At 66.1% G+C, this 22,095-nt stretch carries 19 protein-coding genes; 15 read left to right on the plus strand and 4 right to left on the minus strand.

Annotated elements, in window-relative coordinates; genetic code table 11:
• Positions 1-156 precede the first annotated feature (156 nt).
• The 9 genes from Q0C57_RS18360 (at position 157) to Q0C57_RS18400 (ending at position 13,692) form a co-directional block, all read left to right on the plus strand.
• Positions 157-1,332 carry a glycosyltransferase gene (locus tag Q0C57_RS18360; RefSeq protein WP_296578556.1) on the plus strand — a complete coding sequence of 392 codons (1,176 nt, stop codon included), beginning with the start codon at positions 157-159 and terminating at the stop codon, positions 1,330-1,332.
• The gene (gene glf, locus Q0C57_RS18365; RefSeq protein WP_296578559.1) at positions 1,325-2,491 is read left to right on the plus strand and encodes a UDP-galactopyranose mutase; all 1,167 of its coding nucleotides are present in this window, start codon (positions 1,325-1,327) and stop codon (positions 2,489-2,491) included. The genes Q0C57_RS18360 and glf overlap by 8 nt, the downstream gene beginning before the upstream one ends.
• Positions 2,492-2,821: 330 nt before the next feature.
• Entirely contained in the window at positions 2,822-3,694 is an 873-nt protein-coding gene (locus Q0C57_RS18370) for a manganese catalase family protein (protein ID WP_296578562.1), read from the plus strand.
• A gap of 343 nt (positions 3,695-4,037) precedes the next feature.
• Positions 4,038-5,354: an NAD(P)/FAD-dependent oxidoreductase gene (locus tag Q0C57_RS18375; RefSeq protein WP_296578564.1), complete on the plus strand. Its 1,317-nt coding sequence runs from the start codon at positions 4,038-4,040 to the stop codon at positions 5,352-5,354.
• Between the two features lie 1,028 nt (positions 5,355-6,382).
• Positions 6,383-6,862, plus strand: coding sequence for a MerR family DNA-binding transcriptional regulator (locus Q0C57_RS18380; protein ID WP_296578567.1), 480 nt, complete (start codon positions 6,383-6,385; stop codon positions 6,860-6,862).
• A 70-nt stretch (positions 6,863-6,932) separates the two neighbouring features.
• A complete protein-coding gene (locus tag Q0C57_RS18385; RefSeq protein ID WP_296578569.1) occupies positions 6,933-8,729 on the plus strand; it encodes an acyl-CoA dehydrogenase C-terminal domain-containing protein in 1,797 nt (598 codons plus the stop codon).
• Between the two features lie 301 nt (positions 8,730-9,030).
• A complete protein-coding gene (locus tag Q0C57_RS18390) occupies positions 9,031-10,188 on the plus strand; it encodes an acyl-CoA dehydrogenase family protein (RefSeq protein ID WP_296578572.1) in 1,158 nt (385 codons plus the stop codon).
• Between the two features lie 73 nt (positions 10,189-10,261).
• Positions 10,262-11,470: an acetyl-CoA C-acetyltransferase gene (locus tag Q0C57_RS18395; protein ID WP_296578575.1), complete on the plus strand. Its 1,209-nt coding sequence runs from the start codon at positions 10,262-10,264 to the stop codon at positions 11,468-11,470.
• A gap of 14 nt (positions 11,471-11,484) precedes the next feature.
• A complete protein-coding gene (locus tag Q0C57_RS18400; RefSeq protein WP_296578579.1) occupies positions 11,485-13,692 on the plus strand; it encodes an FAD-dependent oxidoreductase in 2,208 nt (735 codons plus the stop codon).
• 109 nt (positions 13,693-13,801) lie between these two features.
• On the opposite strand, the gene Q0C57_RS18405 is transcribed toward Q0C57_RS18400, so the two are convergent.
• Both Q0C57_RS18405 and Q0C57_RS18410 read right to left on the minus strand, forming a co-directional pair.
• Complete coding sequence (locus Q0C57_RS18405) at positions 13,802-14,194, minus strand: type II toxin-antitoxin system VapC family toxin (protein ID WP_296578582.1); 393 nt, start codon at positions 14,192-14,194, stop codon at positions 13,802-13,804.
• A 2-nt stretch (positions 14,195-14,196) separates the two neighbouring features.
• Positions 14,197-14,448, minus strand: coding sequence for a type II toxin-antitoxin system VapB family antitoxin (locus tag Q0C57_RS18410; protein WP_296578583.1), 252 nt, complete (start codon positions 14,446-14,448; stop codon positions 14,197-14,199).
• Positions 14,449-14,814: 366 nt separating this feature from the next.
• On the opposite strand from Q0C57_RS18410, the gene Q0C57_RS18415 reads away from it, so the two are divergent.
• Genes Q0C57_RS18415 through Q0C57_RS18440 form a run of 6 tightly spaced genes read left to right on the plus strand, consistent with a single transcriptional unit; the run spans position 14,815 to position 20,171 of the window.
• Positions 14,815-15,375: a F0F1 ATP synthase subunit delta gene (locus tag Q0C57_RS18415; protein WP_296578584.1), complete on the plus strand. Its 561-nt coding sequence runs from the start codon at positions 14,815-14,817 to the stop codon at positions 15,373-15,375.
• A complete protein-coding gene (atpA, locus tag Q0C57_RS18420) occupies positions 15,375-16,904 on the plus strand; it encodes a F0F1 ATP synthase subunit alpha (protein ID WP_296578586.1) in 1,530 nt (509 codons plus the stop codon). Before Q0C57_RS18415 ends, atpA begins: the two co-directional genes overlap by 1 nt.
• A gap of 10 nt (positions 16,905-16,914) precedes the next feature.
• The gene (locus Q0C57_RS18425; RefSeq protein WP_296578589.1) at positions 16,915-17,367 is read left to right on the plus strand and encodes a PH domain-containing protein; all 453 of its coding nucleotides are present in this window, start codon (positions 16,915-16,917) and stop codon (positions 17,365-17,367) included.
• Positions 17,367-18,245, plus strand: a complete 879-nt coding sequence (locus Q0C57_RS18430) for a F0F1 ATP synthase subunit gamma (protein ID WP_296578592.1) — start codon at positions 17,367-17,369, stop codon at positions 18,243-18,245. Before Q0C57_RS18425 ends, Q0C57_RS18430 begins: the two co-directional genes overlap by 1 nt.
• A 27-nt stretch (positions 18,246-18,272) precedes the next feature.
• Positions 18,273-19,730: a F0F1 ATP synthase subunit beta gene (atpD, locus tag Q0C57_RS18435; protein WP_296578596.1), complete on the plus strand. Its 1,458-nt coding sequence runs from the start codon at positions 18,273-18,275 to the stop codon at positions 19,728-19,730.
• A 27-nt stretch (positions 19,731-19,757) separates the two neighbouring features.
• Positions 19,758-20,171 carry a F0F1 ATP synthase subunit epsilon gene (locus Q0C57_RS18440; protein WP_296578599.1) on the plus strand — a complete coding sequence of 138 codons (414 nt, stop codon included), beginning with the start codon at positions 19,758-19,760 and terminating at the stop codon, positions 20,169-20,171.
• A 449-nt stretch (positions 20,172-20,620) separates the two neighbouring features.
• Here Q0C57_RS18440 and Q0C57_RS18445 read toward each other — a convergent pair whose 3' ends face one another.
• Together Q0C57_RS18445 and Q0C57_RS18450 are read right to left on the minus strand one after the other, a co-directional pair.
• Complete coding sequence (locus Q0C57_RS18445) at positions 20,621-21,130, minus strand: RNA pyrophosphohydrolase (RefSeq protein WP_296578601.1); 510 nt, start codon at positions 21,128-21,130, stop codon at positions 20,621-20,623.
• Between the two features lie 27 nt (positions 21,131-21,157).
• The coding region (locus Q0C57_RS18450; RefSeq protein ID WP_296578603.1) for a divergent polysaccharide deacetylase family protein at positions 21,158-22,095 on the minus strand (938 nt) is incomplete at its 5' end.

The following is a 22,095-nucleotide window of genomic DNA, read 5'->3' on the forward strand; positions in this document are numbered from 1 at the left end:
GCGCGGCGCGGAGAGCGACACCGGACGTCGCGCCTATAGGAACTTCGCTTCGACGCCCTGAGTTCAGCATCCAGTCCATGACGACGGTGCCTCGCGCTGGATCATGAAGGTGAAATCTGCCGTCAGTGAAATCTGCGATCAATGTGAAGGTTGAGCATGAACGCCATCAATCGCCGCACTCAGCTCGTGTGTTTCTCCCATCTGCGGTGGGATTTCGTCTTCCAGCGTCCACAGCATCTTTTATCCCGTGCCGCGCTGGATCATGACGTATACTTCATTGAGGAGCCCATACTTGAGGAGGGCGCCCGGCCGCAGCTGCGGGCGAGTCGCCGTCCCGAGGGCGTCACCGTAATTGTCCCGGTCCTCCCTCCGGCGGGCGAGCATGCGGCCGCCGTCATGATTGCCGAACTCCTGCTGCCCATCCTGCCGCCATCAACGAGGCAAAGGATCCTCTGGTACTATACGCCTATGGCTATGGCCTTCAGCCGGGAGGTGGAGGCTGAGGTCGTCGTCTACGATAACATGGACGAACTGTCCGCCTTTCGCGGCGCGCCGGCGCGCCTCCTTGAGCTCGAGGCCGAACTCTTCGCACGCGCTGACCTCGTCTTCACCGGCGGCATGAGCCTTTATGCCGCCAAGCGGCGCCGACACCACAATGTCCATCCCTTCCCGTCGAGCATCGACGTCGCACATTTTGACCAGGCGCGGCGCAGTCCGGCCGAGCCCGCCGACCAGGCGGGCATCGGCGCTCCCCGAGCCGGCTTCTTTGGCGTCATCGATGAGCGCATGGACCTCGATCTTGTGGCGGAGACAGCGCGGCTGCGCCCCGATTGGCAGTTCGTGATGATCGGCCCCGTCACCAAGATCGACCCTGCGAGCCTGCCGAGGGCAGCGAATATCCACTGGCTAGGCCGGAAGTCATATATGGAGCTTCCCGGCTATCTCGGCGGCTGGGACGTGGGCCTCATGCCCTTTGCGCTGAACGAATCTACCCGTTTCATCAGCCCCACCAAGACTCCCGAATTCCTCGCCGCCGGGCTGCCGGTGCTCTCCACCGCAATTGCGGACGTGATCACTCCCTATGGCGAGAATGGTCTTGTCGACATCGTCGCCGGCGCGGCCGACCTTGCCAAAGGTCTCGACCGGCTCAGCAACAGGCCGCGGGCCCCTTGGCTCGCCGCCGTGGACGCGCACCTCGTCGGCATGTCCTGGAACCAGACTTGGGCCGGCATGCAGCGTCTCGTCCACTGCATGCTGCAGGCGCGGCGCGAGCCGGTCGACTCACGCAGTAGGCTGCGCCCCGCCCTCGTTGGGGAAACCGCCCATGTTTGACTGGCTGGTGGTGGGGGCCGGCTTCGCCGGTTGTGTCCTCGCTGAACGTCTCGCCACGCAGCGCGGCGAGCGCGTACTCATAGTCGACCGGCGGCCGCATATCGGCGGCAACGCCTATGACCGCTACAACGAGGACGGGTTGCTCATCCACGAGTACGGTCCGCACATCTTCCACACTAATTCCGAGATGGTCCTCAACTACCTGTCAAAGTTCACAACCTGGCGAGACTACACTCACCGGGTTCTGGCCTATGTCGACGGCCATCTCGTGCCGATCCCAATCAACCGCACGACGGTCAACCAGCTCTATGGCCTGTCGCTCGAAACAGATGAGGAAATGGCAGCTTGGCTCGCGGCCCGCGCTGAGCCGGTCGGGCGGATTGAGACCTCGGAGGACGTGGTGGTCAGCAAGGTGGGGCGCGAGCTCTACGAGAAGTTTTTCCGCGGCTACACGCGCAAGCAATGGGGCCTCGACCCGTCAGAGCTCGATAAATCGGTAACCGCCCGCGTTCCCACTCGCACGGACACGGACGACCGCTACTTCGCCGACAAGTACCAGGTCATGCCGAAGCACGGCTATACCCGCATGTTCCAGGCGATGGTGGCCCGAGCAAACATCACCGTCATGTTGCAGGCAGGCTACCAGGAAATCCGCCACCTGATCCCGCACAAGCGGGTAATCTATACCGGGCAGATCGACGAGTTCTTCGACTTCCGCTTCGGTCGGCTGCCCTATCGTTCCCTGCGCTTCGCACACTTGACACTGGACGCCCCGAGTCACCAAGCCGTGGCAGTGGTGAACTATCCGCAAACCGAAGAGTTCACCCGCGTCACGGAATACAAGTACCTGACTGGCCAAGCTCACCCCAAGACGGCCATAACCTACGAATATCCGACGGCCGAGGGCGACCCCTATTATCCGGTTCCGCGGCCGGAAAACCAGGAGCGCTACGGCCTATACGAGGCGCTGGCGCGCGCGACGCCCGACGTGTGGTTCGTCGGCCGCCTCGCCACCTACCGTTACTACAACATGGATCAGGTCGTCGGGCAGGCGCTCGCCACCTTCCGTCGCATCGACGAGACGGTACCGCGCCAGGAGAAGCCGGCCGCCGCGAGCGGGCCCTGGAACGGCACCTTGGCTGAGCTGCCCGGACCCTGACAGGATCGGCGGCGGGCCGTCGAACACCTAGGCCACGATCTGAAGGCGTGGTGCCTGGGCGCGCTAAGGCCGCGGGCCGACCAGCCACGTGGAAATGCGTCATACCGCTCCCTGCTCGGGGAGAACGGCCAGGGGCCGGACCGACGAAATTCAGGCCCTTGCCGGACATGCCGACGCGGATTGGGATTTGGAACAGGTCTATGTGTCGGTCGGTTGTGCCTCGGACGGCAACCCGTAGTGGCGGCCGTCGTGCAGATCCTGATTGCCCAATCAATGCGAGCGATCAGGGCGGAGTATCCTCCTTGACCAAAAACAGCACCGAGGCCTGCCATGTTCTTCCGCACCAATCAGTTCCAGTATAATGCCCGTCCAGAGGCGCCGGATCCTGTATATGCCCGCAAGCTTCAGGAGGTTCTCGGCGGCCAGTGGGGCGAGATCAGCGTCATGATGACCTATCTCTTTCAGGGTTGGAACTGCCGCGCACCGGCGAAGTATCGCGACATGATCCTCGACATCGGCACCGAGGAAATCGCCCATGTCGAGATGATCGCCACCATGATCGCCCGGCTCCTGGAGAGTTCGCCAGTCGAGGCGGCGGAGGAGGCCGCGAAGAATTCGGCGGTCGGCGCCATCCTCGGCGGCTCCCGGCTTGAGGACGTCATCGTTGCCGGCATGAACCCGCAGCACGCCATCGTCTCCGGCGGCGGCGCGGTGCCGGCCGACAGCGTGGGCTACCCCTGGACGGCCCGTTACACTATCGCATCCGGCAATCTCCTCGCCGACTTCCGCTTCAACGTCACCGCGGAATCGCAGGGACGGCTGCAAGTCTGCCGTCTCTACGAGTTAACTGACGATCCCGGTATTCGCGACATGCTCTCTTTCCTGATCGCTCGCGACACCATGCATCAGAACCAGTGGCTTGCGGCAATTGCCGAGCTGGAGGCCGATGGCCTCGACGCCACGCCGGTCCCGAAGGCCTTCTCGCGCGAGAAGGAGATGGGCGATGTCGCCTACCAGTTCTGGGACTGCTCAGGCGGCAGCGAGAGCCGCGAAGGTCGTTGGGCGAGCGGACCCACGCCAGACGGAACAGGTGAGTTCGTCTATCTCGGCAAGCCGAGCCCCCTCGGGGAGGTGGTGGAGTGTCTCGGCCCCGTCGATCCCCGGCTCTTCGGCACGCCGAAGGCGCTCCAGCCGCCGACCTGACCCTAATGGGTGAGCAGTCCCCATCACAGTCGGCTGTCGCCTTGCGGCGCAGCTTGTCAGAGCCAGCAGTGATAGGCGACCACGCCGGGGGCCGCGGTAGTGGCGGCCCGAATCCTCACTTTCTCCAACCACACGCTGAATTGATCCTGCCCGGGCATGACATCGTCCACCGGCTAAACATTGGCGGGGCTGGTTTGCGAGTGCTTATTGACCAGGAATGGGACCATCGGAGGTGCCGACCGGACTCGACCACCATATTCCCGTTCCATCGCGCCGCGTAAAGGAACGTCCGCAAAGAGAACGCTGTTTTCGCTTAAGCCCGCAAACACGGAGGGGGTAAGGGATGCTGGGTCCAGAGCCTCCACGGCATCGTGTCGTCATTATCGGCGGCGGATTTGCAGGTCTGGAGGCGGCCAGGGCGCTGAAAGGCGCTGAGGCCGATGTGGTGCTGCTCGACCGCAACAACTACCACTGCTTCCAGCCGCTGCTATATCAGGTCGCCACTGCAGCTCTATCGCCGGGCGAAATCGCCTGGCCGATCCGCTACCTACTGCGCGGCCAACGCAACCTTGCCGTCTACCAGACGGAGGTTCAGGGCATCGCTCTTGCTACCAAGTTGGTTTATGCGGGCCGGCATGCCTTCGCCTTCGACCATCTGGTCATCGCCACCGGCGCAACTCATTCCTATTTCGGCCACCCCGAATGGGCGGAACACGCCCCGGGGCTGAAGAGGATCGAGGACGCTACCGCCATTCGCCGCCGCGTCCTCTGCGCCTTCGAGGAGGCCGAACTCGCACCCGCGGACGAGCAAGCACGCCTCCTCACATTCGTCGTGGTTGGCGGCGGGCCCACGGGCGTCGAGATGGCGGGAGCCATCGCAGAGATGGCCCATCTGTCGCTTCGCCGCGACTTCCGCCGCATCGACACAGCAAAGGCCCGGATCATACTGATCGAGGCGGGCCCGAAGATCCTGGCGGCCTTCCCCGATGACCTCTCCAACTATACCGCGCAGGCCCTCGTCGGCCTGGGTGTCGAGGTTCTGCTCGGTAAGACGGTAGAGCGCTGCGTCCGGGAAGGCGTCATAGTTCAAGGGGTGCTCGTCCCAGCTTCGGTTACCATTTGGGCGGCTGGCGTCAAGGCATCGCCCGCAGCCGCGTGGCTGGGCGCCCAGGCGGACCGCGCCGGACGCATCATCGTCGGAGAGGACCTCTCGCTTCCCGGCCATCCCGAGGTCTTCGTCGTCGGCGACGTCGCGGCTGTCGCCGGCGGGAAAGGCCGCCCCGTCCCGGGCATCGCCCCGGCCGCCAAGCAGATGGGGGGCTATGTCGGTAGGGTCATTGCCGACCGGGTTGCAGGACGGCCTTCTCCAAGGCCGTTTCGCTATCGGCATCAGGGCGATCTCGCTACGATCGGTCGCAACAAAGCCGTTGTCAGCCTCGGTGAACGGAAGCTCACCGGGCGCATCGCCTGGCTCTTCTGGTCCGTCGCACACGTCTATTTCCTCATCGAGGCGCGGAGCCGATTGGCGGTCGCAGTGGACTGGACCTGGAGTTATGTCACCAACCGTCGCGGTGCTCGCCGCATCGTCGGCGAGGAAACAGCTGCGTCGCACACAGGTCTGCCAGCCGCAAAGTCCAAGGCCGAGCCCCTCAACCTTTGACTCGGACGAGAGCTGCGGGAGGCCTGGTGCGAGAAGTTCGTGCTACGTTGAAATTCCCGGCCGCAGTCCGAACAAGTACATCAAAGCGACGCTCGGGCATGGTGTCGAGTAGGCGCAACTCTCCAAAATGTGAAGCCGCTCGGCCTTCAGGGCAGGCACAGGGGATGACGCTCTCATCGCCTTCCGCGGCGTCATGGCTGCAACTTCACATCCGCCAAAAAGAACGTACCATCATTTGTGCCGACGGCCGGTAAAACCATGATCATTTGAAGTCGGTTGTGACGAACAGCTACTGGCCGCACGATGGTCGAAAAACGCCTCTCAGCGTGCCCGGTCATTCCCGGTTCGGTTCGGCAAATGCGCCAGTCCAATTTCCGCCTGCAGCATGCCCGCTGAACAGAATGGGCGGGGCTCGTCTCCAGCGCTGTTCTGGCCGCGATGCCGAACCAGTTAGGCCACGCAGCTCAAGGATCAGTCTCGGCCGCATGCGCAGCCGTTCATTGAAGGTTCGCGAGGAAGTTTGCAATCCTTCGGCCGCGCGCGGCCTTGAAGGGAGCGCTTGTCTGACTACGCCGAACCCGATCGATGCGGAAGACCCGGAAAGCACCGCGCATCTCGCACAAGCCTGTCAGCGTGATTTTTTCTGACGAAGCCGCCTGAGCCCAGAGCGGACATTCTCAATTTCCGCTTGGGGCCGAAAAGCCGACGAACACAGAATTCCCATTACTTCGACGCGATCCACGGCAAACGGCTTCTTCGGCGCCAGCTGGGTCGCGCGATCAGGTCTGGAGCCATTGCACCGCTAACAGTCCAAAAAAGGCTGCGGCTCGGGCGTGAGGGCGATCATTCGGGTTTTGTGGCAGCTAAATCCGGATTTGTGGAAAACCAATGAGGCTCCTCACACCTCACACCGACCCCGCCTGTTGCGATCTGACGGGAAAGGCTCGCTCGTCGATCTTGACGTTTACGTAAACGTGAGCTAGCCTGCTTTCCGTGAATGGCCGACCAGTCCGGAGGGCGCCTTTCCGATGTCCACGATCGCCGACCACGATCTCGCCCCCCCGGCGGGCGTCACGCTCGCCGAGTTGCTGGCGCGGACCGGTGCCGCCGCCGGCAAGGACGCCTTCTCCATCCGCGAGATGACGCGCGAGTTCGGCGTCACCGCCCGTGCCCTGCGCTTCTACGAGGAGAAGGGCCTGCTCGCGCCGGAACGGCAGGGGCAGGACCGCATCTATTCGCGCCGCGACCGTTCGCGCCTGCGCCTCGTCCTCATGGGCAAGTGCGTCGGCTTCTCGCTGGAGGAGGTCAAGGCGATGCTCGACCTCTACGACCTCGGCGACGGCGGCGTCACACAGATGAAGGTGGCGCGGACCAAATATCGCGAACAGATCGGCCGGCTGCGGGCGCAGAAGAGCGATATCGACACGGCCATCAGCGAACTCGAACGGGCGATCACCGTCATCGACGGGCGGCTCGCCGGCATCGGCGCCTCGGCGTCGAAGGACTGATCCCGCCGCCCGCGCGGCGACATTGCGAAACCGGCGCCGGACGGGCGCCCCCTCCCGGAGGAGATGCGACATGCCGACCTACAAGGCACCGATCGACGATACGATGTTCGTCCTCTACGACGTCCTCAAGATGGACGGCTATGGCAACCTGCCGGGCTTCTCGGACGCGCCGCGCGACCTGGTCGAGGCCATCGTCAACGAGGGCGCCAAGTTCTGCGAAGAGGTGCTGCAGCCCCTCAACGTCGTCGGCGACACGGTCGGGTGCCGGCGCAATGCCGACGGCACGGTGACGACGCCGCCGGGCTTCAAGGAGGCCTACCGGCTTTATCAGGAGGGCGGCTGGATGGGCCTCGCCTTCGATCCGGCCTATGGCGGCCAGGGCCTGCCTGCCACGGTCAACACCATCGTCGGCGAGTTCATGTCCTCGGCCAATCTCGCCTGGGGCATGTATCCCGGCCTCACCCAGGGGGCCATGGCGGCGCTCAGCGTCCATGCCAGCGACGCGATCAAGCAGATCTACCTGCCGAAGATGACCTCGGGCGAGTGGACCGGCACGATGAACCTGACCGAGCCGCATTGCGGCACGGACCTCGGCATGCTGCGCACCAAGGCGGTGCCCAATGGCGACGGCTCCTACCGCATCACCGGCCAGAAGATCTTCATCTCGGCCGGCGAGCACGACATGGCCGAGAACATCATCCATCTCGTCCTCGCCCGCATCGAGGGGGCGCCGGCCGGCACCAAGGGCATCTCGCTCTTCGTCGTGCCGAAATTCCTGCCGACGCCCGACAACAAGCCCGGCGCCCATAACGGCGTCTCCTGCGGCAAGATCGAGGAGAAGATGGGCATCCATGGCAATGCCACCTGCGTCATGAACTATGACGAGGCCACCGGCTGGGTCGTCGGCCATGAGAACAAGGGCCTCAACGCCATGTTCGTCATGATGAACGAGGCGCGCCTGTCGGTCGGCGTCCAGGGCCTGTCGCAGTCGGAGGTCGCCTATCAGAACGCGGTGGCCTATGCGAAGGACCGCCTCCAGGGCCGGTCGCTGTCGGGGGTCAAGGCGCCGGACAAGGCCGCCGATCCGATCATCGTCCACCCCGATGTCCGCCGCACGCTGATGACGCTGCGCGCCGTCAATGAGGCCGGCCGCGCCCTGATGCTGTGGACCGCGCTGATGGCCGACGTCTCGCACCGGTCCGAAGATGCCGCCGAGCGGCAGAAGGCGGAGGACCATCTCGGCCTGATGACGCCGGTCGTGAAGGGTGTCCTCACCGATCTCGGCTTCGACAATGCCGTGAAGGCCCAGCAGATGTTCGGCGGCCACGGCTACATCAACGAATGGGGCATGGGCCAGTTCGTCCGCGATGCCCGCATCGCCATGATCTACGAGGGCGCCAACGGCATCCAGGCGCTCGACCTCGTCGGCCGCAAGCTCGGCGCCAATGGCGGCCGCGCGGTGATGACCTTCTTCAACGAGGTCGGCACCTTCTGCTCACAGAACAAGGACGACCCGACCGTCGGCGCCTCTGTCGCCTCGCTCTCCAAGGGCCTGAAGGACCTGCAGGCGGCGACCATGTGGTTCATGCAGAACGCCATGGCCAAGCCCGACAATGCCGGGGCCGGCTCGACGCCCTACATGCACATGTTCGGCCTCGTCGCCATGGGCTACATGTGGGCGAAGATGGCCAAGGTCGCCGCGGAGAAGCTCGCTGAGGGCGCCAACGGTTCCACCGACCGCATGAACGCCAAGCTGGTGACAGCACGCTTCTTCTTCGAGCAGATGCTGCCCGAGACGGGTGCCCATCTCGCCCGCATCCAGGCCGGTGCCGACTCGATGATGGCGCTCGCCGCCGACGCGTTCTGAGGCAGCGTTCGGGTCGTGGGAGGGGGCTCCGCCCTGTCCGTCATGGCCGCCGTCTTCCCTGCGGGACGCCGAGGTGTAACCTCGGCTATGCTGGCCATCCACGACTTGAACACCGCCTCGCGAGAGGAATTCGGGGATGCCCGGCACAAGGCCGGGCATGACGCGGGGAAGAAAGCTTCCCTCATCAATGACTGCGGGGGAGCCGGCTCCCCCGCAAGGCCGTCTTCAGAGCCGCACAGGTCGATGGTGTAACTGCACAATCGCCCCCGAAGCAGCCGAACAGAACATCCGGGAGAACGACATGAGCGCCCTCAACCTGCCGAAGCCGGCCTGGCGGACCGAAGAGCATGACATGCTCGCGGAGAGCGCCCGCGCCTTCCTCGCGAAAGAATTCACGCCCAACCTCGACCGCTGGTCGGAAGCCGGCGTCATGGACCGCGACGCCTGGATCAAGGCGGCGGATGCGGGCCTGCTCTCGGCCTCGATCCCGGAGGAATATGGCGGGGTGGGCGGCGACTACAGCCACGAATCCGTCATCGCCCATGAGATCGCCATGGCGGGGGCGGACTCCTGGGGCTGGGCCATCCACGGGCCGATCGTCGCGCCCTATATCCTCCATTACGGTACGGAAGAGCAGAAGAAGGCCTGGCTGCCGAAGATGGCGACCGGCGAGCTCATCGCCGCTCTCGCCATGACCGAGCCCGGCGCCGGCTCCGACGTCCAGGGCATCCGCACCAGGGCCGAGCGCTCCGGCAATGGCTGGGTGCTGAACGGCTCGAAGACCTTCATCACCAATGGCCAGCATGCCAATATGGTGGTGGTCGCCGCCAAGACCGACCCTTCAGCCGGGGCCAAGGGCACCTCGCTCTTCGTCGTCGAGACCGAGACTGCCCCCGGCTTCCGCCGCGGCCGCAAGCTGAAGAAGCTCGGCCTGGACTGGGCCGACACCTCCGAACTCTTCTTCGACGACATGAAGCTGCCGGCCGAGGCGCTGCTCGGCCCCGAGCCCAACCAGGGCTTCTACCAGATGATGCGCGCCCTGCCGCAGGAGCGTCTCATCATCGCCGCCGGTGCCATCGGCATGATCGAGCGGGCCCTGATGCTGACCATCGCCTATGTCAAGGAACGCGGCGCCTTCGGCAAGAAGGTCATCGACTTCCAGAACACCCAGTTCGAACTGGCGGACATGAAGACCGAGGCGACCATGGCCAAGGCCTTCTACGAGACCTGCGTCGGCCTGCATCTCCAGGGCCAGTGCGACACGGTCATGGCCTCCATGGCGAAGTACAAGCTCACCGACCTGCAGAACACCATCGTCGACCGCTGCCTCCAGCTCTTCGGGGGCTACGGCTTCATGGACGAATATCCGATCTCGCGGATGTACCGGGACGCGCGCATCCAGCGCATCTATGGCGGCACCAACGAGATCATGAAGATCCTGATCGCACGTTCGCTCTAGACAGAATGCGCAGGCCGGCCTGCGGCCCGCGCGGCGCTCGCGCCCAACCATCAACCGGGGAGAGGAACCCGCCATGACTGACGTCTTCGTCTACGACCATGTCCGCACGCCGCGGGGCAAGGGCAAGTCCGACGGTTCCCTGCACGAGGTGACCGCCCTCGAACTGGCCACGACCACGCTGCGCGCCCTCCGGGACCGCAACGGCCTCGACACCCGCCTCGTCGACGACGTCGTCCTCGGCTGCGTCGATCCCGTCGGCGAGGCCGGCAGCGACATCGCCCGCATCGCCGCCCTCAAGGCGGATTACGGCGACATCGTCCCCGGCATCCAGATCAACCGCTTCTGCGCCTCCGGCCTCGATGCTGTGAATTTCGCCGCGGCCCAGGTCATGGCCGGCCAGCACGATCTCGTCATCGGCGGCGGCGTCGAGAGCATGTCGCGCGTCGGCATGGGCGCCTCGGGCGGCGCCTGGCCGGTCGATCCCTCCATCGCGGTGAAGAGCTATTTCATGCCGCAGGGCATCTCCGCCGACCTGATCGCCACCAAATACGGCTTCTCCCGCGACGACGTCGACGCCTATGCGGTGGAGAGCCAGAAGCGCGCGGCGAAATCCTGGGAGGAGGGTCGCTTCAAGAACTCCGTCATCCCGGTCAAGGACATGAACGGCCTGACCATCCTCGACCGCGACGAGCACATGCGCCCGACCACGACCATGCAGTCGCTGGCGAGCCTCAATGCCTCCTTCGTCATGATGGGCGAGGCCGGCGGCTTCGACGCCGTGGCGATCCAGGCCCATCCCGAGCTCGAGGGCGTCAACCATGTCCACCATGCCGGCAATTCCTCGGGCATCGTCGACGGCGCCGCCGCCGTGCTGCTCGGCTCGGCCGAGGCCGGCAAGGCGTCGGGCCTGAAGCCGCGCGCCCGCATCCGCGCCTTCGCCAATATCGGTTCGGAGCCGGCGCTGATGCTCACCGGTCCGGTCGACGTGACGCACAAGCTCCTGAAGAAGGCGGGCATGACGATCGCCGACATCGACCTGTTCGAGCTCAATGAGGCCTTCGCCTCCGTCGTGCTGCGCTACATGCAGGCCTTCGACATCCCGCACGACAAGATCAATGTCTGTGGCGGCGCCATCGCCATGGGCCATCCGCTGGGCGCCACCGGCGCCATGATCCTCGGCACCGTGCTCGACGAGCTGGAGCGCACCGGCAAATCCACCGCCCTCGTGACGCTGTGCATCGGCGCCGGCATGGGCACCGCCACCATCATCGAGCGCGTGTAAGGGGAGCGATCGTCATGAACCTCAAGAACTTCACGTGGGACGTCGATTCGGACGGCATCGCCCTCCTCACCTGGGACATGAGGGATAAGTCGATGAATGTCATCGACGAGTCCGTCGGCCATGACCTCAATGCCGCCGTCGACGCGGCGGTCGCCGATCCCGCCGTCAAGGGCGTCGTCATCACCTCCGGCAAGGACACGTTCTCCGGCGGCGCCGACCTCACCATGCTCGAGCGCCTCGGCCAGACCTTCAAGGACGCCATCAAGGCCAAGGGCCCCGAGGCGGCCATGGCCGACTTCTTCGAGCAGAGCCGCGCCTATTCGCTGGTGCTGCGCAAGATCGAGACCTGCGGCAAGCCCTTCGTCTGTGCCATCAACGGCATGTGCCTGGGCGGTGCCTTCGAGATTGCGCTGGCCTGCCACGCCCGCATCGCCTCGGACAATCCGAAGCTGCGTGTCGGCCTGCCCGAGGTGAAGGTCGGCCTGTTCCCCGGTGCCGGCGGCACCCAGCGGGTGCCGCGCATGGCCGACATCCAGTCGGCGCTGCAGATGCTGCTGAAGGGCGACCAGCTCAAGGCCGACCGCGCCAAGGCGATGAACCTGATCGACGAGATCGTCCCCGCCGATACCCTGATCGCCGCGGCCAAGGCGCGGCTCAAGGCCGGCGTCGACCCGGTGAAGCCCTGGGACAAGCCGAAGTTCAAGCTGCCCTCCGGCCCGGTCTATTCGGCCGGCGGCATGATGGTCTGGCCCCCGGCCAATGCCATCTACCGCAAGGAGACCTACGACAATTATCCCGGTGCCCGCGCCATCATGAGCGCCGTCTACGAAGGCCTGCTGGTGCCGATGGACACGGCGCTGCGCATCGAGTCGCGCTATTTCGCCTCCGTCCTGCGCACCCCGCAGGCCCAGGCGATGATCCGCTCGCTCTTCGTCTCCATGGGCGCGCTGGGCAAGGGCCTGCGCCGCCCGGCCGGCGTGCCGGCGACGCAGTTGAAGAAGGTCGGCGTCATCGGCGCCGGCTTCATGGGGGCGGGCATCGCCTATGTCTCGGCCCAGGCCGGCATGGACGTGGTGCTGATCGACCGTGACGTCGAAGCCGCCGAGAAGGGCAAGGCCTACAGCCACAAGCTGATGACCGACCAGGTCAACAAGGGCCGCGCCTCCTCGGCCCAGCGCGAGGCGCTGCTCGCCAAGATCAAGGCGAGCGCCGACTATGCCGACCTCGCCGATGTCGACCTCGTCATCGAGGCGGTGTTCGAGGATCCGGCGGTGAAGGCCGACGTGATCCGCAAGGCGGAAGCCGCGATCCGCCCCGACGTGGTCTTCGCCTCCAACACCTCGACCCTGCCGATCACCGGCCTCGCCAAGGCCTCGGTGCGTCCCGAGCAGTTCATCGGCATCCACTTCTTCTCGCCGGTCGACAAGATGATGCTGGTCGAGACGATCATGGCCGAGAAGACCGGCGACAAGGCGCTGGCCGTCGCGCTCGACTACGTCAAGGCGATCAAGAAGACGCCGATCGTGGTCAACGACACCCGCGGCTTCTACGTCAACCGCTGCGTCGGCAACTACATCAAGGAAGCCCATCTGATGGTGATGGAGGGCGTGCCCACCGTCATGATCGACAATCTCGCCAAGCAGGCCGGCATGCCCGTCGGCCCGCTCACCCTCAATGACGAGGTCGCCATCGACCTGGGTCTCAAGATCCTGAAGGCCACCAAGGCCCAGGTCGGCGCCCAGGCGGTCGACCCGCAACAGGAGAAGCTGCTGACCTTCCTGGTCGAGCAGGAGGGCCGCATCGGCAAGAAGGCCAAGAAGGGCTTCTACGACTATCCCGACACCGGCAAGAAGACCGCCTGGCAGGGGATCAGGGCCTTTGTCGGCAGGCAGCAGGACCCCGACGCGATCGACCGCCAGGAGATCATCGACCGTCTCTTGGTGACGACGGCGCTGGAGGCCTCGCGCTGCGTCGAGGAGGGCGTGGTCACCGATCCGCGCGAGGCGGATGTCGGCTCCATCCTCGGTTTCGGCTTCGCGCCCTGGTCCGGCGGCACGCTGAGCTATATCGACATGATCGGCACCAAGGCCTTCGTGGCGAAGTGCGACGCGCTGGCGGCGAAATACGGCGACCGCTTCACGCCCAACACGCTGCTGCGCGAGATGGCACAGACGGGCCAGACCTTCTACGGCCGCATGGCCGGGACCAAGGCCGCCGCCTGAGGCTTCCGGTCATCGCATGAGACGATGCGGGCGGTCCCACGGGGCCGCCCGTCGTCGTTCGGGGGTATCTGACCTGGTGTCTGTCCCTCGGGTGCCGACAGGCCGGGCGCTACCAGATGGCTGCGACGATATCGGTTTGCGCGAAGTCATCACCCTTGAACAGCAGGGGCTCTCCCGAGTCCCGGGCGAGCGCATAGGCGATGCAGTCGCTGTAGTTGAGGCCGGCCTTGCCTTGCTCCTTGCCGAACAGGCGGAAGGCGCGGCGAGCGAGGTCGGCGTGGCGCGGCGTCAAGGCCACGACCTCAATGCCCAGCTTGGCGACCATCAGGTCGAGCGCCTGGCTCCCGGCATCGCCCTTGCGGGCCTGAAGGACGATGCCCGCTTCGAGAACGTTGCCCGCCGACATCAGCCGGGTTGCGTCCGCCGCGACCGCGCGCAGCAGGGCCTCGCCGTCCGCTTCCGACAGGAGAATGGCGAGCAGGGCCGACGTGTCGATCACCATGGTCATCGCCCCGTGGCGTCGAAGCCGAGGATTTCCTCGTCGCTGCGCGTATCGAGCGTCGGCTGCGCCGAAAGATGGCGGGCGATCGCGAGAACGTCGTCGACCAGCATCCCCGCATCGTTCCGCCGCCGCTCTTCCCGCGCCAGCTTTTCCTGGAGCGCGATCACGACCGTTCGGGTGATCGATTCTCCCGTCAGACGCGCCACCTGCCGGGCCAGCCGGTCGGCCTCGGCATCCTTGATGTTGAGCGCCATGATGATCTTCCTGTCTTTATCTTCATCTCCCTGTAAAGATAGCACGCGCCTTGTCGGCATGGGAGCCATCATGGGCGAGGCCCGCCCTTCATCGATATCCAGCGGCAGCGTCTCGCACAGCTCCCGCTTCCAAAACGGTGGAAAGCCCGGCCGCCGCGACCTTTGGCGCAGAGGCCGATGGCTTTCATGGCGTTGCACCATGAGAATACGTGTGCTACCGGACAGCCGACTTCGGGGGGAAGTCACGTCGGTGACGGTCTCCCGGTGACGAATTTCCCAGTCGAGACAAAGGTTTGTTGTTGCCTTACGCAAGCGCGGCAGGCAGCGGGACCCGAAGGGCTCGACACGTGAAGCGCGAGAGACGCGGTGGCTGGCGAAGACAAGACCGTTTCCGGCATGGCGGGGCGTTATGCCCTGGCCCTTTTCGAGCTGGCGAACGAGGCGGGACAGCTGGACCAGGTCCAGTCCGATCTCGCCCGCTTCTCGGCGATGCTCGACTCATCCGATGATCTGAAGCGCCTGGTGAAGAGCCCGGTCTTCTCCTCGGAGGACCAGGCCAAGGCCGTCGGAGCCATCCTCGACAAGGCCGGCATTTCCGGCATTGCCGGCAATCTCATCAAGGTCGTTGCCGCCAACCGCCGCCTCTTCGCGGTGGAGGCGATCATCCGCGGCTATAACGGCATGGTGGCCCGGTCGCGCGGCGAGGTCGTCGCCGAGGTGACGGTCGCCGAGGCGCTGTCGCCCACCCATTCCGCCTCGCTGTCCTCCGCCCTGAAGGACGTGCTCGGCAAGGAACCCAAGATCGACGTGAAGGTGGACCCGGCCATTCTCGGCGGGCTGATCGTAAAGGTCGGCTCGCGGATGGTCGACACGTCCCTTCGCACCAAGCTCAACGCGATTCGAACCGCCATGAAAGAGGTCGGCTGATGGACATCCGCGCCGCTGAAATCTCTGCGATCCTCAAGGACCAGATCAAGAACTTCGGTCAGGAGGCGGAAGTCTCCGAGGTCGGGCAGGTGCTCTCCGTCGGTGACGGCATCGCTCGCGTCTACGGTCTCGACAACGTCCAGGCGGGCGAAATGGTCGAGTTCGACAACGGCATCCGCGGCATGGCCCTCAACCTCGAGACCGACAATGTCGGTATCGTGCTGTTCGGCGCCGACCGCGACATCAAGGAAGGCGACACCGTCAAGCGCACCGGCGCCATCGTCGACGTGCCCGTCGGCAAGGGCCTGCTCGGCCGCGTCGTCGACGCGCTCGGCAATCCGATCGACGGCAAGGGCCCGATCGAGAGCACCGAGCGCCGCCGCGTCGACGTCAAGGCGCCCGGCATCATTCCCCGCAAGTCGGTGCACGAGCCGATGGCCACGGGCCTCAAGTCGATCGACGCGCTGATCCCGATCGGCCGCGGCCAGCGCGAGCTGATCATCGGCGACCGCCAGACCGGCAAGACCGCCATCGCCCTCGACACCATCCTGAACCAGAAGCCGCTGAACGTCGCCGGCGCCGACGAGATGCAGAAGCTCTACTGCGTCTATGTCGCCATCGGCCAGAAGCGCTCGACGGTCGCCCAGTTCGTGAAGGCCCTCGAGGAGAACGGCGCGCTCGAATATTCGATCGTCATCGCCGCCACCGCCTCGGACCCGGCGCCGATGCAGTTCCTGGCGCCCTTCTCCGGCTGCGCCATGGGCGAGTTCTTCCGCGACAACGGCATGCATGCCGTCATCATCTATGACGATCTGTCCAAGCAGGCCGTCGCCTACCGCCAGATGTCGCTGCTGCTGCGCCGCCCGCCGGGCCGCGAGGCCTATCCGGGCGACGTGTTCTATCTGCACTCCCGCCTGCTCGAGCGCGCGGCGAAGATGGGCGACGACGCCGGCAAGGGCTCGCTGACGGCGCTGCCGGTCATCGAGACCCAGGCCAACGACGTGTCGGCCTATATCCCGACCAACGTCATCTCCATCACCGACGGCCAGATCTTCCTGGAGACCGACCTGTTCTTCCAGGGCATCCGCCCGGCGGTGAACGTCGGCCTCTCGGTGTCGCGTGTCGGCTCCTCGGCGCAGACCAAGGCGATGAAGAAGGTCGCCGGCAAGATCAAGGGCGAGCTCGCCCAGTATCGCGAGATGGCCGCCTTCGCCCAGTTCGGCTCGGACCTCGATGCGACGACGCAGCGCCTGCTCAACCGCGGCGCCCGACTCACCGAACTGCTCAAGCAGAACCAGTACTCGCCGCTGAAGATGGAAGAGCAGGTTGCGGTCATCTGGGCCGGCACCAACGGCTATCTCGACAAGCTGCCGCTCAACCGCGTCAAGGCCTTCGAAGAGGGTCTGCTCGGCAAGCTGCGGTCGGAAGGCACGATCCTGGAGACGATCCGCGCGTCCAAGGATCTCGCCGACGACACGGCCGCCAAGCTGAAGGCCGCCGTCGAGAGCTTCGCGGCCTCGTTCAGCTGATCGGGCGGCGGTGAGCTACGTCAGCGACAGTCTGGGCCCGGGTGAGGAGATCATCCACGAAGCGACGATCCACTGGATCGTCTACTTCTGGCCCATGGTCGCGGTCGTGGCCGGGATCGCCGCGGCGGTCTTCGTCTGGCCCTACGGGGCCGCGGCCCTCGGGCTCGCCGCGCTCTGGCTGCTGGTCGCCTGGTTCATGAGCCGGACGACCGAACTGGCGGTGACGTCGCGCAAGGTGGTGGCGAAGTGGGGCTTCATCGCCCGCTCCACCATCGAGCAGCGGCTCGAGAAGGTCGACTCGGTCGCCGTCGACCAGACTTTCCTCGGGCGCGTTCTCAATTTCGGGAACGTGACCGTGCATGGGACGGGCATCAACGCCACGCCCATCAAGATGATTGCGGATCCGCTGGCCTTCCGCCGCAAGGTGGAACAGGCCATCGAAGCCAGAAGGGACGTCGGCTGATGCCGAGCTTGAAGGATCTCAGGAACCGCATCGCCTCCGTGAAGGCGACGCAGAAGATCACCAAGGCCATGCAGATGGTGGCCGCGGCGAAGCTGAAGCGCGCGCAGAACGCCGCCGAGGCGGCGCGCCCCTATGCCGAGAAGATGGAAGCGGTGCTCGCCAATCTCACCGGCGCGGTGACCGGCTCCGATGCGCCGGTCCTGCTCAGCGGCACCGGCCAGGACAAGGTCCATCTGCTGGTCGTCGCCACCGCCGAGCGCGGGCTGTGCGGCGCCTTCAACACCTCGATCGTGCGCCTTGCCCGCGAGCGCGCCCTCGCCCTGCAGGCGGAAGGCAAGACGGTCAAGTTCTTCTGCGTGGGACGCAAGGGCTATGACCTGATCCGCCGTCAGTTCGACAAGCAGATCGTCGGCTACATCGAGTTCCGGGCCGTCAAGCAGCTCTCCTACGCCCAGGCCGAGGAGGTCAGCGCCCAGGTGCTGAAGCTCTTCGCCGAAGGCCAGTTCGACATCGCCACGCTGTTCTTCTCCAAGTTCAAGTCGGTCATCGCCCAGATCCCGACGGCCCAGCAGATCATTCCGGCGCAGGTCGCCGGCGGTGCCGCCGCCCCGGCCGCCGACAATGCCCCCTACGAGTTCGAGCCCGGCGAGGCCGAGATCCTCGCCGACCTGCTCCCGCGCAACGTGACCATCCAGATCTTCAAGGCGATCCTCGAGAACGCCGCGTCCGAGCAGGGCGCCCGCATGTCCTCCATGGACAATGCGACGCGCAACGCCGGCGAGATGATCAAGAAGCAGACGCTCAAGTACAACCGTGCGCGTCAGGCGATGATCACCAAGGAACTCATCGAAATCATCTCGGGCGCCGAGGCGCTCTGAGTCACGACATCACCAGAGGATCGTATCATGGCAAAGAAAGCGACCAGCGCGAACGCCACCAATGCCCCGTCGGGCACCGGCCGGATCAGCCAGGTCATCGGCGCCGTCGTCGACGTGCAGTTCGAGGGTCATCTCCCGCAGATCCTGAACGCGCTGGAGACCAGCAACAACGGCAACCGCATGGTGCTCGAAGTCGCCCAGCATCTCGGCGAGAACACCGTGCGCTGCATCGCCATGGACACGTCCGAGGGCCTGGTGCGCGGCCAGTCGGTGACCGATACCGGCCAGCCCATCGCCGTGCCCGTCGGTGACGAGACGCTCGGCCGCATCCTCAACGTCGTCGGCGAGCCGATCGACGAGGCCGGTCCAATGAGGACGACGCTGACCCGCGCCATCCACCAGCCGGCCCCGACCTTCGCCGAGCAGTCGACCGAGGCCGAGATCCTCGTCACCGGCATCAAGGTCGTCGACCTCCTCGCCCCCTATGCCAAGGGGGGCAAGATCGGCCTGTTCGGCGGCGCCGGCGTCGGCAAGACCGTGCTCATCCAGGAACTGATCAACAACGTCGCCAAGGCCCATGGCGGCTATTCGGTGTTCGCCGGCGTCGGCGAGCGCACCCGCGAGGGCAATGACCTCTATCACGAGTTCATCGAATCGGGCGTCAACAAGAAGGGCGGCGGCGAAGGTTCCAAGTGCGCCCTCGTCTTCGGCCAGATGAACGAGCCCCCGGGCGCCCGCGCCCGCGTCGCGCTCTCCGGCCTGACCATCGCCGAGCATTTCCGCGACCAGGGCCAGGACGTGCTGTTCTTCGTCGACAACATCTTCCGCTTCACCCAGGCGGGTTCGGAAGTGTCGGCGCTGCTCGGCCGCATCCCCTCGGCGGTGGGCTACCAGCCGACTCTCGCCACCGACATGGGCGCCCTGCAGGAGCGCATCACCACCACCCAGAAGGGCTCGATCACCTCGGTGCAGGCGATCTACGTCCCCGCCGACGACTTGACCGACCCGGCGCCGGCCACCTCCTTCGCCCACTTGGACGCGACGACGGTGCTCAACCGCTCGATCGCCGAGAAGGGCATCTATCCGGCCGTCGACCCGCTCGACTCGACCTCGCGCATGCTCGACCCCCGCGTCATCGGTGACGAGCACTATGCGGTGGCCCGCAAGGTCCAGCAGACCCTGCAGCGCTACAAGTCGCTGCAGGACATCATCGCCATTCTCGGCATGGACGAACTGTCGGAAGAGGACAAGCTGACGGTGGCCCGCGCCCGCAAGGTCGAGCGCTTCCTGTCGCAGCCCTTCTTCGTCGCCGAGGTCTTCACCGGCGCGCCGGGCAAGTTCGTCGACCTGAAGGACACCGTGAAGGGCTTCAGCGACCTGGTCGACGGCAAATACGACCACCTCCCGGAGGCCGCCTTCTACATGGTCGGCACCATCGAGGAAGCCGTCGACAAGGGCCGCAAGCTCGCTGCCGAGGCGGCCTGACAGGCCTGACAGAGGGGATCGCATCACATGGCGACCTTCCATTTCGAACTGGTCTCGCCCGAGCGGCAGCTCTTTTCCGGAGCTGTCGACCAGGTCATGGTGCCGGGCTCGGAGGGTGACTTCGGCGTTCTCGCCGGTCACGCGCCCTTCGTCGCGACCCTGCGCCCGGGCATCCTGACCATCCATGCCGATGGCCAGCCGAAGCGCCTCTATGTGCGCGGCGGCTTCGCCGAGATCTCGGCGGGCGGGCTCACGGTCCTCGCCGAGCGGGCGACGGCGGTCGAGGATCTCCATGCCGACCAGATCGACCGCGAGATCCGCGACGCCGAGGAAGACCTGACCGACGCCAAGGACGACGCCCACCGGATCAAGGCCTCTGACCGGCTCGACCAGCTCAAGTCGGTCAAGGCGGCGCTGGCGACCGCCGGCGCGACGCACTGAAACCCGGCGCATCCGACGGGATAGTGAAGGCCGCCTCCGGGCGGCCTTTTTCGTCGCGTCGGGTCATGTCGGCGGCGGTGGGTCTGCTGGTCGTCCGCGGCCGGCGCGGAACGTGCCCCCTGTCTTCCATCCTGCCTGTCCCGGCGGCGTGAGGTGAGGGCGGCGCGCTCGCCCGGTGACGCGACCCCTTTCGCCATGCCCGGGCTTTTCCCGGGCATCCACCCATTGTCCGGCAGCCGCGGTGGTCAAGCCGTCGATGGCCGGGACAAGCCCGGCCATGGCGACCAAGGCAGCGTCATTCCGGAGCGCGAATGGCCTGCCGGTTCCAGCGGGCGTGCCGATGGTCACACCGGGCGCAGCACCGGAACATGCCCAAACACCTATCAGACAGCGCAACGCTCGTCAAGGACCAAAATCATAGATAGGAAGAAATAAACATAACATCCCCGTCAGGCCGGATGGGCGAAGGGGGCGAAGGCCTCGACGACCTTGCGGTAGACGCCGCGCTTGAAGGGGATGATCAGGTCGGGCGTCGCAGCGAGGGGCTCCCAGCGCCAGGCCTCGAATTCCGCCTTGTGGCCGCCGCCGGGATGCCGGACGTCGATCTCGGCATCCTCGCCCTCGAAGCGGAAGGCGAACCATTTCTGCGTCTGGCCGCGATAGCGGCCCTTCCAGGCCTGGCCGGCAACCTCCTGCGGCAGGTCATAGGCGAACCATTCGGCCGCCTCGGCGAGCAGCGTCACCGAGCGGACATTGGTTTCCTCGAAGAGTTCGCGACGGGCGGCGGCGAGCGGGTCCTCGCCGCTGTCGATGCCGCCCTGCGGCATCTGCCAGGCATGGCCGGCATCGACATGTTCGGGGGCGGGGCCCTTGCGCTTGCCGACGAAGACCAGGCCCTGGCGGTTGAACAGGGCGACGCCGACGCAGGGCCGGTAGGGCAGATCTTCGAAGCGGGGCATGGGGCGGATCCGGGGCGGGAGGGCAGACTAGCCGGCCGGCTGGCGGCGCGCGACTCCGTTGGATACCGGGACCAGCACGAAGCCGCGGCTCTCGAGCTCGCGGGCCCAGCGGGCGACGCGGTCGATGGTCACCGGCAGGGCGGAACCGACGCCGAGGGCGAAGCCGCGTTCGCGGGCCCTGGCCTCGAGGCGGCCGAGCTGGGCATCGACCTCGGTCGGGGTCGGGACGCGGTCGAGATGGACGTCGCCGCGCAGCACGGGCTGTTGCAGGGCGGTGGCGATCTGCGGAACGAGGCTGCGGGCGCTGGTGCCGTCGTCGATCATCATCAGGCCGCGGCGATGAGCCTCCCGCAGGATCGGCGTGACGGCGCTCTCGGTGGCGGTGAACTTGGCGCCCATAAAGTTGACCAGCCCGACATAGCCCTGGAACCGCGACATCGCCCAGTGCAGCCGCTCGGTGTTGCGCTCGGTGGAGAGCGTCGTCAGCAGGGTCTGCGGGCCGGGATCGTTGTCGGGATAGTCCATTGGCTCCATGGGGATCTGCAGGAAGGCCTCATGGCCGTCGGCGCGGGCCCGCGAGACGATGCGGTCGAGGTCGCTGGCATAGGGCGCGAAGGCGAAGGAGATCACGCCCGGCAGCTTGGCGAGTGCCTCCGAGGTGCTCTGCTGGCTGATGCCGAGCCCGCCGATGAGGATGGCGATGCGCGGCGCCGTGGCATCGGCGCCGGCCGGCAGGCGGAAGGAGCGGGCATAGACGTCGCGCGGCCGGCTGCCGTCGGGAGCGACGCGCGGCAGCAGGCCCCTCGCCGTGCGCTCGACGAGGCGCGGGTCGAGCCCGGCGGCGGAGTCCTGCGGGGAGGCGGCGATGCGGACGCTGCGCGCCGTGCCCGACATGCCGTCGATGATGTTGACGGTCGGGCCCTCCGGTTCGGCAGGCCGGGCGGCGGGGGCGGCGGCGACCGCCT

The organism is Phreatobacter sp., assembly GCF_022843985.1.
Lineage (GTDB): Bacteria > Pseudomonadota > Alphaproteobacteria > Rhizobiales > Phreatobacteraceae > Phreatobacter.

Excerpts from the sequence above, each read along its gene's own strand:
- Q0C57_RS18360 (WP_296578556.1), top strand. The coding sequence starts at position 157 with ATGAACGCCATCAATCGCCGCACTCAGCTCGTGTGTTTCTCCCATCTG.
- glf (WP_296578559.1), top strand. The coding sequence starts at position 1,325 with ATGTTTGACTGGCTGGTGGTGGGGGCCGGCTTCGCCGGTTGTGTCCTC.
- Q0C57_RS18370 (WP_296578562.1), top strand. The coding sequence starts at position 2,822 with ATGTTCTTCCGCACCAATCAGTTCCAGTATAATGCCCGTCCAGAGGCG.
- Q0C57_RS18375 (WP_296578564.1), top strand. The coding sequence starts at position 4,038 with ATGCTGGGTCCAGAGCCTCCACGGCATCGTGTCGTCATTATCGGCGGC.
- Q0C57_RS18380 (WP_296578567.1), top strand. The coding sequence starts at position 6,383 with ATGTCCACGATCGCCGACCACGATCTCGCCCCCCCGGCGGGCGTCACG.
- Q0C57_RS18385 (WP_296578569.1), top strand. The coding sequence starts at position 6,933 with ATGCCGACCTACAAGGCACCGATCGACGATACGATGTTCGTCCTCTAC.
- Q0C57_RS18390 (WP_296578572.1), top strand. The coding sequence starts at position 9,031 with ATGAGCGCCCTCAACCTGCCGAAGCCGGCCTGGCGGACCGAAGAGCAT.
- Q0C57_RS18395 (WP_296578575.1), top strand. The coding sequence starts at position 10,262 with ATGACTGACGTCTTCGTCTACGACCATGTCCGCACGCCGCGGGGCAAG.
- Q0C57_RS18400 (WP_296578579.1), top strand. The coding sequence starts at position 11,485 with ATGAACCTCAAGAACTTCACGTGGGACGTCGATTCGGACGGCATCGCC.
- Q0C57_RS18405 (WP_296578582.1), bottom strand. The coding sequence starts at position 14,194 with ATGGTGATCGACACGTCGGCCCTGCTCGCCATTCTCCTGTCGGAAGCG.
- Q0C57_RS18410 (WP_296578583.1), bottom strand. The coding sequence starts at position 14,448 with ATGGCGCTCAACATCAAGGATGCCGAGGCCGACCGGCTGGCCCGGCAG.
- atpA (WP_296578586.1), top strand. The coding sequence starts at position 15,375 with ATGGACATCCGCGCCGCTGAAATCTCTGCGATCCTCAAGGACCAGATC.
- Q0C57_RS18430 (WP_296578592.1), top strand. The coding sequence starts at position 17,367 with ATGCCGAGCTTGAAGGATCTCAGGAACCGCATCGCCTCCGTGAAGGCG.
- atpD (WP_296578596.1), top strand. The coding sequence starts at position 18,273 with ATGGCAAAGAAAGCGACCAGCGCGAACGCCACCAATGCCCCGTCGGGC.
- Q0C57_RS18440 (WP_296578599.1), top strand. The coding sequence starts at position 19,758 with ATGGCGACCTTCCATTTCGAACTGGTCTCGCCCGAGCGGCAGCTCTTT.
- Q0C57_RS18445 (WP_296578601.1), bottom strand. The coding sequence starts at position 21,130 with ATGCCCCGCTTCGAAGATCTGCCCTACCGGCCCTGCGTCGGCGTCGCC.